The sequence below is a fragment of the Mycolicibacterium parafortuitum genome (assembly GCF_010725485.1).
In the GTDB taxonomy this organism is placed as follows: domain Bacteria; phylum Actinomycetota; class Actinomycetes; order Mycobacteriales; family Mycobacteriaceae; genus Mycobacterium.
On sequence record NZ_AP022598.1, the window covers coordinates 4,611,551 to 4,623,695 of the forward strand.

Here is a 12,145-nt window from a genome sequence, read left to right on the forward strand (position 1 = left end):
ACAGTCCCAGTTGCACGGCAACCGGAATGGCCGCGTGCGCCAGCCGGTGACGCCGAAGTCGTCGACCACCGTCGACAGCCCATGGCCCAGATGCGAGCCCAGGACCGCCATCGCAAGGAAATGGAACAGCGCGACCGCGGGCCGGTCGAAGCTGGCGGTCATGTTGCCGTAGGCATGCCCGGCACGGAACGTCTCACCGGCTGCCGGGCGGGTCCCGGTGGTGAGGCCGAGAACATGAAAGATGATGAACAACAACAACACAACGCCGCCGACGACGGAGGATCCACAAGGCACCCTCGTAGGGCAGCAACGGTTCACCCAGTGTGCGCAACCAGTGCGCGTAATCGTCGAAATGCGTCGCGCCGGTGTACGCCTTCAGGTTTCCGATCATGTGGACCAGTACGAAGAGCGCGAAGACCGCACCGCCGACGGCCATGATCAGTTCCAGCGTGACCGAGGAGGGCTGCACCTGCCACTGCCAGTCGGACCGTTGCCGCATGGGCTTGCGAGCGACCTCATGGCCGGCGTCGGCGCTGTCTGCGGCCGACTGCTCGATGGTGGATGCCACACCTACCCCCAACCCGCCCCGCCACAAAAGCTGCTCCGGGTCGTTTCATTGCGCAGTCGATCCGGGGGGCGGGCGCGTAGGGTTTCGCCCGTGGTCAACGTTCGGCCGATCTGCATCCCTGAGGTGGCGCAGGAAGCCCGTTGGTCACCGGAACGGCACCGCGCCGAGCGGGCCGGACGACGACGGCGGGTGCTGGTGATCGCGAGCTGGATCGCGTCGGCCGCGTCAGCCGGGTTCGGGGCGTTCCTGATCGCCTTCGGCGGCTCCCTGTGGTGGCTGGGTGCGGCTCAACTGGCCTGTGCCGCGGTGTTCCTGACCATTCCGCGGCTGTGCCGGTTCGGCGAGGTCCTCGCGCCGCTGACGTTCGTCACCTTCGCCTACGTGTCGGTCGGATTCGTCTGCTACACCGTCGGCACCGGGTCGGGCATGCAGTTCTACTTCCTGGTCGCGGTATCGCTGCTGGTGCTGGTACTCGGTATCGAGCGGATAGGGATGGCGTGCGCGATCGGCGCGATCGGCGCGGTGCTGACGGTCGCACTGGAGCTTGCGGTGCCCCACGATCGCGGTCTGGTTCCGGCCTGGACCCTGACTGCCGGATTCGTGACGGCGGTGATCACCTCGGGGGTGATGATCGTGGCGACCATCTGGTACACGATGCGCGAGATCTACCGCGCAGAGGAGGCGATGGACGCCGAGTACGAGCGCTCGGAACGGTTGCTCACCAACATTCTTCCCGAGCCGATCGCCGAACGCCTCAAGGATCCGACACGCACGGTGATCGCCGACAAGTACGACGACGCCTCGATCTTGTTCGCCGACATCGCCGGCTACACCACTCGCGCGAGCGATACCACGCCCGCTGAACTCGTCCGCTTCCTCGACGAGTTGTTCACCGATCTGGACGCCCTGGTCGATCGCCACGGTCTGGAGAAGGTGAAGACCAGCGGTGACTCGTACATGGTCGTCAGCGGTGTCCCGGTCCCCCGCAACGACCACATCGAGGCGCTGGCGCGCTTCGCCCTCGATATGGCCGTCGCGGTGGCGGACCTGAAAGATCCACGGGGACGCGATGTTCCGTTACGCATCGGGATGGCGAGCGGACCCGTCGTCGCCGGCGTCGTCGGCGCGAAGAAGTTCTTCTACGACGTCTGGGGCGACGCCGTCAACGTCGCGTCGCGAATGGAGACAACCGACGAGGCGGGCCGAATCCAGGTGCCCGACAACGTCTATCACCGCCTTCGAGACGACTTCGTCCTCGAAGAACGCGGCGTCGTCGACGTCAAGGGCAAAGGTACGATGCACACCTGGTACCTCGTCGGTCACCGCTCCGCGGATGGCGTCAGACCTTACGGTTCTCCGACTTGACCAGCCACGCCAACTTCTCCAGGCCGTCGATGAGCTGGTGCAGGATGTCCGCGGTGCTGGCATCCTCGGCATCCACCGGATCGTGGACCGTGCGCAGCGTGTCGACCACGGCGTAGATTCGCGTCGTGATCAGGTCGACGACGTCCCCGGTGCTGTGCTCATAAGCCGGGAACTCGGGAAGGGACGTGGTCGCGGCGACGGTGTCGGAGCGACCGTCCGGGACGGCGTCGAGCGCACGCATCCGTTCGGCGACGGTGTCGCTGGCCGTGCGGGCGAAGTCGACCACCTCGTCGAGCTGCAGGTGCAGGTCACGGAAGTTGGTGCCGACGACGTTCCAGTGCGCCTGCTTGCCCTGCAACTGCAGTTCGATCAGGTCGACCAGGACGCGCTGCAATGCGGCGCTCAGTTCCGGCGATGCCTGGAACCCGGTGACCTCGGCTTCGGTACGACGTGTCTTCGATGCTGTGTTCATGATCATGTCAACGCCTCCCTTTCTGGATTGAGTCCAGTTTAGCCCATGTTTTCTGTGCTCTTCACCACAACCTGGCGGTCCTGCCTCTCCAGCAGTCGCGCATAGCCGGCACCCATGCCGAGAAGGATCAGGCCGGCCACGATGAACACCACCACCCGGAAGATCCCGTCGAGCGTGCCCAGGTCGAACAGGAAGAGCTTCGCCATCGCCGCGGCCACCAGGCCCAGTCCCCCGCCGATCGGGACCGAACGATCCTCACGCGGAATCCGGGCCGCGTAGCCGAACAGCGCCGCCGCCATCACGATCCACAGGATGGTCGCGGCCATGTGACCCGCATAGAAGCCGCCCTGGCCACCCGCGACGAGCATGCCGGCAGTCACGGTGCAGGTGGTCACCGCGTAGACCACGACAGCGGCCGCACCGACCCAGAGCGCGCTCTCCGTCGGATCCCACGCCCGCACGAGCGCCACCGCCGCGACAGCGAGCAGGACGCTGGACACCAATGTCGACACCCCGGTGGCCGCGCTGACCGGAATCGGGTCGAACAGCGCATCCGGCGGCGCGTATGCCAGGTGCGCAAGTGTGCCGAAGACCGCGAATCCCGCTGAGGCCCAGCGGGCTACGGTGTCCTTGCGGGCAGCGATGGCGAGCACGACGGCGATCGCGAGCAGTACCGGCCCGGCAAGTCTGCCGTCGAAGCCGGCGGTCACGGCGATCAGGACGGCCACCGCCGCCGTCGCGGCGAGCACGTGCCGCACGACGCCCGCGACGCCGGGCCAGCTGTCGGCGAGCAGCACGACCGCCAGCAGTGTGGCAGCCACCGCCGCGGCCATCAAGGCCGCCACCACCCGGTCGACCGCGAGACCCACACACAGCGCGGGGAGTACACCTGCCGCGGTCAGCAACGCCATCGCGACCCGATTCGTGGTGCGCGGCAACAGGATCAGCCCCGCGACCACCGCGATCACCGCCGCGATGCCGCATGCGGCGGCCAGCAGCAGATCGTCGCGGCCGTCGACGAACCGGGCCAGCAATGCCACCAGCAGCGGGAGCACCGCGGCGGCGATCCGCGCCGCGTGCAGCCAGATCCAGTCCCTGCCGAGCTGTACGGGCAGCGACACCGCCGCCAGCGCCAGCATGAAGCCGATCAACAGCAGCGAGATGCCGTCGGTGACAACGGGTGCGAGTCCGATCAGCGGCACCAGCACCAACAAGCCCAGATGTTCGGAGTCCCACCGCCGCGCCATGGTCAGCCCTGCACCGCCGATCGCCGCGGCCACGACCAGCCCCACCGGCGGTGCCACCCATTCGTAGATCGTCGTGACGGCGATGACGTCCATATAGGCCGTGGCGATTCCGGTGGCGACCGCGGCGATCGCACCGACCCGGCCACCGGGACGGCTGTTCAACCACCACCCCACCGCGACCAGCGCGGCGGCCAGCACTGCGCCGGCGGCCACCCGGAACTCCGGACGCAGGATCCCCGCCTGCGCGGCCAGCACCAGCAGCAGGACGACGCCGATCAGCGTGACGGCGACCCCGGCCACCGCCAGCAGCTTGCCGATCCAGCCCTCCGACCGCTCGGTGCGCGGTTTCGGCGGCACCGGCGCGGGCGGCTGCCACACCGGCGACGGCCGCGGCGGTGGATACTGCGGCCAGTACGGCTGCGGCACCGGCTGAGTTGGCGACGCGGGTGGCACGGGCATCGCGACAGGCCCAGGCACGCCGGGGCGCTCGGTGAGGATCCGGTCCAGCTCGGCCAGATCACCGGACACCCGCGTCAGCTGATGCGAGATCGCGGCGAAGTCCGCGGACAGCCGGGAGATGACGGCAGAGTGCGGTTCAGTCATGTCCGCCATCGTGGCGCAGAACCATCGCCTGCGGGATGAGTACTACTACTCGTCCAGCCCGTGTTCGATTGCGTAGCGAGCCAGTTCGACTCGGTTGCCGACCTGCAGTTTCCGGAAGGTGGCCTGCACATGGTTCTCGACGGTGCGGTGGCTCAGCGACAGCCGATTCGCGATCTGCTTGGCGGTCAGGCCTTTCGCGACGTAGCGCAGGATCTCGGTCTCACGGTCGGTCAGCGCGGGGCGGTCCGATCCATCGGTGGTGGTGCGCTCGATGCGGCGGAACTCACCCAACACCAGGCCTGCCAGACCGGGGGTGAACACGGCTCGGCCCTGCGCCGTGGCGCGCACCGCGTCGGCGAGTTCCTGTTTGGACGCGCTCTTGACCAGATAGCCCGTGGCGCCTGCCTTCACGGCCTCCAGCACGTCGTCGCGTTCGTCGGAGGCCGACAGCACCAGGATCCGTGAAGACGGCGACACCGCAAGAACTTCCGCCGTCGCCTGCGCGCCGTCGCCGTCGCCGAGGCGCATGTCCATCAACACGACAGCGGGCCGGACCACGGCCGCACGGCGTTTCGCCGACGCGACACCGTCAGCGGTCGCGACCACCTCGAAGCCGTCGTCGGCCAGATCCCGGGCCACCGCCTCCCGCCAGATCGGATGGTCGTCGACGACCATCACGGTCGTTCCGGCGCCGGTCATCGGTGCGGTATCCCCGGTGCGCGCGGCAACGTCAACTCCCATTCGGTTCCGGATCCGGCGCCGGTGGTCAATTCCGCGCGGCCACCCAGCCAGTTCATCCGGCCGACAATCGATTTCGCGACTCCGACCCGTCCCTCACCCACTGCATCCTCCAGCCGCCCGTCGGGGATGCCGACCCCGTCGTCCCGGACGCTCACGGTGACCGAGTCGCCCAGGTCCTCGAGCAGAACATACGCCCGGGCGCCGAGGCCCGCGTGGGCCTCGACGTTGTCGAGCGCGTTGGTCACCGCCGCGAAGAACTCCCTGGCGAGCGAGGATTCGAGCAGCACCGGCTCGGCGGGCACGCTGACCGACACGCGGTCGGACGCGCGTGCGCGCAGCATGGCGCCCAGATCGGCAACCGTGTCGTCCTGGGACGGCGCCTCTGCGGAGCTCACCAGGCGGCGCAGCGCGCGCTCCTGCTCACCGGCGAGCTCGGCCAGCCGCGCGGTGTCCCCGCCGATCTCCCGGCCCTTCCTGGCCACCAGCGCGAGCACCTGGATGGCGCCGTCGTGGACCTGGCGGGACAACCGTTCCCGCTCCTCCAGCGCCGCGGCCAGCCGGGTCGCCCGCTGCAGCTCGGCGTGCGCACGCCGCGCCGTCTGCGCTGCCATGCCGACAGCCAGACCGACCGCGAGCTCGATCACGATGGTGGCGTTGCGGCCGAGGTCGATGCTCACATAGCCCTTCAGCACGGCGCTGGCCGCAACCACGACCAGCCCGGCCAGCATGCCGGGAACGGGACCGGACAGGATGGCCGCCGAGATCGTCGCGTTGGTGGCCCACAGCGTGGTCGGCCACGACTGGTTGTCCAGCGCCCACTGGTCGGACGCGACGAACTCCGTCGAGAGCATCAGCGCCACCACGACCGCGACCTCGGCGAGCACCCACGCCGGACGTCTGCCGAACCCCTGCAGATAGGCGACGGCGCACGCCGCGCTCCATGCGAGCAACACCGCGAACAGCACCCAGGCGACGCCGGAAGCCTGCAGATCGTCGTTCACCGACAGCTGGAAACCGAGCGCGTACCCGCAGCTGAGCAGCCGGAACACCTGGGCGGCCCGCCACAGCGGCGTAGCCGGGTCCGTCGCTACATCACCTTGGAGAGAAACGCCTGCGTCCGTTCGTGCTGTGGGTTGGCCATCACCTCGCGGGGGTTGCCCCGCTCGACGACGACACCCCCGTCCATGAACACCAACTCGTCGGCCACCTCGCGGGCGAAACCCATCTCGTGGGTCACCACGACCATCGTCATACCCTGTCCGGCAAGCTTTTTCATCACACCCAGCACCTCGCCGACCAGTTCGGGGTCGAGCGCCGAGGTGGGCTCGTCGAACAGCATCAGCTTGGGTTGCATCGCCAGCGCCCTGGCGATCGCGACCCGCTGCTGCTGGCCGCCGGAGAGCTGCGCGGGATACGCCTGGGCCTTGTCGGCGAGTCCGACCTGCGCGAGCAACTCCTTGCCGCGCTCGACCGCCTCGGCCTTCTTGACCCCGGCGACCTGCACGGGCGCCTCGATCACGTTGCCGAGCGCGGTCCGGTGCGGGAACAGGTTGAAGTGCTGGAACACCATCCCGACCTCACGGCGCTGCTTGGCGACATCGCGCGGCTTCATCTCGTGCAGCTTGCCGCCGCGCTCGTTGTAGCCCACCAGCGCACCGTCGACATAGAGCCTTCCCGCGCTGACGGTCTCCAGGTGGTTGATACAGCGCAGAAAGGTCGACTTGCCGGAGCCCGACGGGCCGACCATCACCAGCACCTGGCCCTTCTGGACCTCCAGCGTGATGCCCTTGAGCACCTGCAGCGCACCGAAGTTCTTGCACACCAACTCGGCCTTGACCATCGGCGTGGCGCTGACTGCCTCTGCTGTCATACCCATCCTTCTCAGCCTGCCGGAGGCTGTTGTGCCAGCGCCAGCGCTTCGAGCTGCTTGGAGGTCAGCTTGCGCGAAGCGCCCCGGGAGAAGTACCGCTCCAGGTAATACTGCCCGACCATCAGGATGCTCGTGATCACCAGATACCAGGCCGCGGCCACCAGCAGCAGCGGCACCGGCTCGAAGATCCGGGCCGCAATCTCACGGGTGGCGATGCTGTACACATCGAACGCGTACGGCACGGCCGTGACCAGCGATGTCGTCTTCAACAAGCTGATCAGCTCGTTGCCCGTCGGCGGGATGATCACCCGCATGGCCTGCGGCAACACCGTCCGCCGCATGGCCTTACCCCAGGACATCCCCAACGCCGTGGAGGCCTCCAGCTGCCCCTCGGGGACCGACAGGATGCCGGCACGCACGATCTCGGCCATGTAGGCCGCCTCGTTGAGGCCGAGGCCGATCACCGCGAGCACGAACGGTATGGACAGGTCCTGCAGTTCGATGGCGAAGAACGACGGCCCGAACGGCACGCCGAGCTGGATGTTCTGGTAGATCGTCGGGAACAGACCCCAGAACGCCAACTGCACGTAGATCGGGGTGCCGCGGAAGATCCACAGGAACACCCACGCCACCGAACTGAGCACCGGGTTGTCCGACAACCGCATGACGGTCAACACGACGCCGAGCAGGATGCCGATGACCATCGAGTAGATGGTCAGCTGCAGCGTGTTGAAGACGCCCAACAGGATGCGCTCGTGGAAGAAGTACTCCCCGAACGTCGACCAGCCGTAGGCCGGGTTGGTCGCCGCACCCCATAGAAAGAGTCCGACGAGGACGATGATGACGCCGGCCGCCACCCACCGCCAGGGATGCCGCAACGGGACGGCATCGATGGCCTGGGGCGCACTGGACGGAGGCGGCGTGCCGGCGTCGGTCATGTCGGTCAGGAGATCGCGCCGTTGATCACCGGCTTGTCGATCATCCCGTCTTCGAGACCCCAGTTGGCGGCGATCTCCTTGTACTTACCGGTGTCGATCAGATGCTGCAGCGCCTGCAGCAGTGACTGGGCCAATGGGGACCCCTTGGCGACAGGCCAACCGTAGGGCGCCGAGTCGAATGTCTCACCGGCCTCCTCAAGCTTGCCGTTGGTCTGCTTGATCGCATACAGCGTGACCGGCGAATCGGCCGACATCGCGTCGGCCTGGCCGAGCACGACGGCGTTGGTCGCGGCATCCTGGCTGTCGAAGGCCACGATGTCGATGGCCGGCTTGCCCTCGTCGGTGCACTTCTTGCTGCGCGCCGGCAGCTCGTCGGTCTCCTGGACCGTCGTCGCCTGCACCGCGACCTTCTTGCCGCACGCGTTCTCCGGATCGATGTCCGCGCCCGCAGGCTTGGCCCACAGGGTGCCTGCCGAGAAGTAGGTGACGAAGTCGACCTGCTCCTCACGCTCCTTGCTGTCGGTAAACGACGACATCCCGACGTTGAACGTGCCGCCCTGGACCGACGGGATGATCTTGGCGAAATCGGCCTCGCGGTAGTCGGGGGTCAGGCCCAGGGTGCCCGCGACCGCGTTCATCAGGTCGACGTCGAAGCCGACGATCTGGCCGCTCTCATCCTTGAACTCGTTCGGCGCATAGGGGATGTTCACGCCGATGACCAGGGTGCCGGTCGACTTGATGGCCTCGGGCACGGTGTTCGCGATTTCGTCGACCTTCTCCGCGGGCGCGGCGGCGGTCGGGGATCCCTCCTCGCTCGGGGCTTCCGAGCTGCTCGAACAACCGGACAGCGCCATGGCGCCCGTCGCGGCGAATACCGCTGCGATGCGCCAGAGCTTGGTCCGGCGGTCTTGGATTCCACCCAACACTGGTTTGCCTCAACTTTCTTCTCGGGTCGTCGCGTCCGTCTGAGTCTGCCTACCGGGGCGACCAGGCAGGAACGTTAACGACCGATGACCCGGCGCGCAGCGCCAGTAACGGAACATTAACGACACGGTTAGGACATCACAGCGGTACCGCGAAATCGGAACCGGCGTGTCGCACGTGTGACACACTTTCCTGATGGAAACCGCTGCTCCCCCAAGCATGTTGCAGCATCTCTGGAAGACGGCGTTGCTGTCTGGGGTGCTCACGATCATTCTCGGAGCGATGGTGTGGTTCTGGCCCACCATCAGCGTGTTCGTTGCGGCCATCTTCTTCGCGGCCTATTTGCTGGTCACCGGCGTTTCGCAGGTGGTCTTCGCGTTTGCCCTCAAGGTGTCGGCGAGCGGGCGGGTGCTGCTGTTCATCAGCGGTGCGGCCGCCCTGATCCTGGCCGTGATGTGCTTCCGCAATTTCGGTAATGCCGTTCTTCTGCTGGCCATTTGGATCGGCATCGGCTTCATCTTCCGCGGTGTGGCCACCGCGGTGTCGGCGATCAGCGATCCGGACCTCCCCGGCCGGGGCTGGGAGATCTTCATCGGTGTCATCAGCCTGATCGCCGGCGTGATCCTGTTGGCCGCGCCGTTCGAATCCCTCGAGACCCTGACCGTGGTCGTCGGCATCTGGCTGGTGGTGCTCGGCGTGTTCGAGGTGATCTCGGCATTCGGAATTCGTTCGGCAAGCAAAGACCTGAAAACCATCGAGTCGAACCTCACACCGAGTCGAGTCGAATAAGGGCAAAAGTCCCTTGCCACCACCACCCCCATGACTACTACATTGTGTCGTAGAAGGAGTAGATTGCTTCTTTAGAGCTTGGGAGTGCGCATGGACGCTCTGGATGTTTCTCGCTGGCAGTTCGGTATCACGACCGTCTACCACTTCATCTTCGTCCCGTTGACCATCGGGCTGGCCCCGCTGCTCGCTGTGATGCAGACGATCTGGCATGTCACCGGAAACACCGCCTGGTACCGGCTCACCAAGTTCTTCGGCAAGCTCTTCCTGATCAACTTCGCGATCGGCGTCGCCACCGGCATTGTGCAGGAGTTCCAGTTCGGTATGAACTGGAGTGAGTACTCGAAGTTCGTCGGCGACATCTTCGGCGCCCCGCTGGCTTTCGAGGGACTGGTCGCGTTCTTCTTCGAATCCACCTTCATCGGTTTGTGGATCTTCGGCTGGAGCCGTCTTCCCCGCGCAGTCCACCTGGCATGCATCTGGATCGTCGCGTTCGGCGTCAACGCCTCGGCGTACTTCATCATCGCCGCCAACTCCTTCATGCAGCACCCGGTCGGAGCGAAGTTCAATCCGGAGTCCGGCCGCGCCGAGCTCGTCGATTTCGGTGCGCTGCTGACCAACAACACCGCGATATGGGCTTTCCTGCATGCCGTCGCAGGCTCCCTGCTCACCGCGGGCGCATTCGTCGCGGGTATCTCGGCGTGGCTCATGGTGCGCGACCGCCGGCGCAACCCGGGTGACCCCGCACCGCTGGACTCGCAGGCGATGTTCCGCCCGGCCGCGATCATGGGCAGCTTCGTCGCGCTGGTCGCCGCCGCGGGATTGTTCTTCACCGGCGACATCCAGGGCAAGCTGATGTTCGTCCAGCAGCCGATGAAGATGGCATCGGCAGAGTCGTTGTGCCACACCGAAACCGACCCGGATTTCTCCATCCTGACCGTCGGAACCCATAACAACTGCGACAGCGTCACCCACCTCATCGAGGTTCCGTACGTGCTGCCGTTCCTGGCCGAGAGCAGGTTCAGCGGCGTCACGCTGCAGGGTGTGCAGGATCTGCAGGCGCAGTACGAGGAGAAGTTCGGCCCGGGCGACTACCGGCCCAACCTGTTCGTCACCTACTGGTCATTCCGCGCGATGATCGGCCTGCTCCTGGTTCCGGTCGCGTTCGCGTTGGTGACCTTGTGGCTGACCCGGCGCGGCCGGATACCGGACCAACGGTGGCTCGGCACATTCGGCATCCTGACGATCCCGACACCGTTCCTGGCGAACTCCGCAGGCTGGATCTTCACCGAGATGGGGCGGCAACCGTGGGTGGTGGTGCCCAACCCCACCGGCGACCAGATGGTGCGGATGACGGTGCAGGAAGGCGTGTCCAACCACGCCGCGGGCACCGTGTGGCTGTCGCTAGCCGTGTTCACGTTGCTCTACGGAGCGCTCGCGGTGGTCTGGTTCTACCTGATGAGGCGCTACGTCGCCGAAGGCCCGCAGGAGCATGACGCCGAGCCTGCTCCCCCGACCCCGCCCGACAGCGACGACGTCGCCCCCCTCTCGTTCGCGTACTAGGAGACCGCCATGGCATTGCAGGAATTGTGGTTCCTCCTGATCGCCGTGCTGTTCCTCGGCTTTCTCGTCCTGGAGGGGTTCGACTTCGGCGTCGGGATGCTGATGGCCCCGATGGGCACCATGGGCCCGGGCGATCCGGACAACCGCAGACGCGCGGTGCTCAACACGATCGGACCGGTTTGGGACGCCAACGAGGTGTGGTTGATCACCGCCGGAGCGGCGATGTTCGCGGCGTACCCGGGTTGGTACGCCACGCTGTTCTCAGCGTTGTACCTGCCGCTGCTGGCCATCTTGTTCGGCATGATCCTGCGCATCGTCGGCATCGAATGGCGCGGCAAGATCAACGATCCGCAGTGGCGCCGCTGGGCCGACATCGGCATCGCGCTGGGTTCCTGGTTGCCCGCGGTGCTGTGGGGTGTCGCGTTCGCGATCCTGTTGCGTGGGTTGCCGATCGACGCCGACGGCAGGACCGACGTGTCGTTCGGCGACATCCTGAGCCCGTACACCCTGCTGGGCGGGCTGGCGACCGGGTCGCTGTTCCTGTTCTACGGTTCGGTGTATCTGGCGCTGAAGACGTCCGGCGCGTTGCGTGACGACGCGTTCCGGGTCGCGCGGACGCTGTCGCTGCCGGTGATCGTGCTGGCCGGCGGCTTCGGCCTGTGGACCCAGCTTGCCTACGGGCGGGCGTGGACCTGGGCTGCGCTCGCGACCGCCGTCGTGGCGCTGCTGCTCTCGGTGGCGCTGATGTGGCAGAAGACCCGGGAGGGCATCGCGTTCGTCGCGATGGTCGTCGTGATCGCCGCGGTCGCGGTGTTGATCTTCGGTTCGATGTATCCGACGCTGCTGCCCTCGACGCTGAACCCGGAGTGGGGCGTGACGATCTACAACGGTTCGTCGACGCCCTACACGTTGCGCATCATGACCTGGGCGTCGCTGGCGCTGCTGCCGTTGGTGCTCTGCTACCAGGCCTGGTCGTACTGGGTGTTCCGCAAACGCGTTACCGCGGAGGCGATCCCGGAGTCGATCGGACTGGCGAGGCGAGCGTCCTGACCGATCCCAGCCGCGCCC

Annotated in this window: 10 protein-coding genes and 2 pseudogenes; 4 read left to right on the forward strand and 8 right to left on the reverse strand. The window is 66.7% G+C overall.

Annotated features, from left to right (window positions below):
• Nucleotides 1-30: 30 nt before the first annotated feature.
• Nucleotides 31-499 (reverse strand): annotated as a pseudogene (locus NTM_RS21755) (succinate dehydrogenase/fumarate reductase transmembrane subunit); the annotation flags it as partial.
• A gap of 159 nt (nt 500-658) precedes the next feature.
• Between NTM_RS21755 and NTM_RS21760 the strand changes: the two are divergent.
• Entirely contained in the window at nt 659-1,933 is a 1,275-nt protein-coding gene (locus tag NTM_RS21760) for an adenylate/guanylate cyclase domain-containing protein (protein WP_170311992.1), read from the forward strand.
• Here the strand turns inward: NTM_RS21760 and NTM_RS21765 are convergent.
• The 7 genes and pseudogenes from NTM_RS21765 to NTM_RS21795 form a co-directional block, all read right to left on the reverse strand.
• Complete coding sequence (locus NTM_RS21765; RefSeq protein WP_179963973.1) at nt 1,908-2,411, reverse strand: Dps family protein; 504 nt, start codon at nt 2,409-2,411, stop codon at nt 1,908-1,910. The two genes, NTM_RS21760 and NTM_RS21765, sit on opposite strands and share 26 nt — an antisense overlap.
• A 32-nt stretch (nt 2,412-2,443) precedes the next feature.
• Nucleotides 2,444-4,255 carry a DUF2339 domain-containing protein gene (locus NTM_RS21770; RefSeq protein ID WP_163767740.1) on the reverse strand — a complete coding sequence of 604 codons (1,812 nt, stop codon included), beginning with the start codon at nt 4,253-4,255 and terminating at the stop codon, nt 2,444-2,446.
• Between the two features lie 45 nt (nt 4,256-4,300).
• Complete coding sequence (locus NTM_RS21775; RefSeq protein ID WP_163767742.1) at nt 4,301-4,954, reverse strand: response regulator; 654 nt, start codon at nt 4,952-4,954, stop codon at nt 4,301-4,303.
• A pseudogene (macS, locus tag NTM_RS21780) lies at nt 4,951-6,078 on the reverse strand (MacS family sensor histidine kinase); the annotation flags it as partial. The pseudogene macS and the gene NTM_RS21775, both read right to left, overlap by 4 nt.
• Nucleotides 6,079-6,083: 5 nt before the next feature.
• On the reverse strand, nt 6,084-6,836 hold the full coding sequence (locus NTM_RS21785; protein ID WP_104860958.1) for an amino acid ABC transporter ATP-binding protein: 753 nt from the start codon (nt 6,834-6,836) through the stop codon (nt 6,084-6,086).
• 41 nt (nt 6,837-6,877) lie between these two features.
• Entirely contained in the window at nt 6,878-7,804 is a 927-nt protein-coding gene (locus NTM_RS21790; protein WP_104860957.1) for an amino acid ABC transporter permease, read from the reverse strand.
• 5 nt (nt 7,805-7,809) lie between these two features.
• Nucleotides 7,810-8,730 carry an ABC transporter substrate-binding protein gene (locus NTM_RS21795; RefSeq protein ID WP_163767744.1) on the reverse strand — a complete coding sequence of 307 codons (921 nt, stop codon included), beginning with the start codon at nt 8,728-8,730 and terminating at the stop codon, nt 7,810-7,812.
• 193 nt (nt 8,731-8,923) lie between these two features.
• Between NTM_RS21795 and NTM_RS21800 the strand changes: the two genes are divergently transcribed.
• From NTM_RS21800 to cydB, 3 genes are all read left to right on the forward strand, one after another.
• Complete coding sequence (locus NTM_RS21800; protein ID WP_104860956.1) at nt 8,924-9,517, forward strand: HdeD family acid-resistance protein; 594 nt, start codon at nt 8,924-8,926, stop codon at nt 9,515-9,517.
• 90 nt (nt 9,518-9,607) lie between these two features.
• A complete protein-coding gene (locus NTM_RS21805) occupies nt 9,608-11,077 on the forward strand; it encodes a cytochrome ubiquinol oxidase subunit I (protein ID WP_163767746.1) in 1,470 nt (489 codons plus the stop codon).
• A gap of 9 nt (nt 11,078-11,086) precedes the next feature.
• Nucleotides 11,087-12,127, forward strand: a complete 1,041-nt coding sequence (gene cydB, locus NTM_RS21810) for a cytochrome d ubiquinol oxidase subunit II (RefSeq protein WP_104860954.1) — start codon at nt 11,087-11,089, stop codon at nt 12,125-12,127.
• The last annotated feature ends 18 nt before the right edge of the window (nt 12,128-12,145 follow it).

Coding starts and splice junctions, on each gene's coding strand:
- NTM_RS21805 (WP_163767746.1), top strand. CDS start 9,608: ATGGACGCTCTGGATGTTTCTCGCTGGCAGTTCGGTATCACGACCGTC.
- NTM_RS21785 (WP_104860958.1), bottom strand. CDS start 6,836: ATGGTCAAGGCCGAGTTGGTGTGCAAGAACTTCGGTGCGCTGCAGGTG.
- NTM_RS21765 (WP_179963973.1), bottom strand. CDS start 2,411: ATGATCATGAACACAGCATCGAAGACACGTCGTACCGAAGCCGAGGTC.
- NTM_RS21770 (WP_163767740.1), bottom strand. CDS start 4,255: ATGACTGAACCGCACTCTGCCGTCATCTCCCGGCTGTCCGCGGACTTC.
- cydB (WP_104860954.1), top strand. CDS start 11,087: ATGGCATTGCAGGAATTGTGGTTCCTCCTGATCGCCGTGCTGTTCCTC.
- NTM_RS21790 (WP_104860957.1), bottom strand. CDS start 7,804: ATGACCGACGCCGGCACGCCGCCTCCGTCCAGTGCGCCCCAGGCCATC.
- NTM_RS21800 (WP_104860956.1), top strand. CDS start 8,924: ATGGAAACCGCTGCTCCCCCAAGCATGTTGCAGCATCTCTGGAAGACG.
- NTM_RS21775 (WP_163767742.1), bottom strand. CDS start 4,954: ATGACCGGCGCCGGAACGACCGTGATGGTCGTCGACGACCATCCGATC.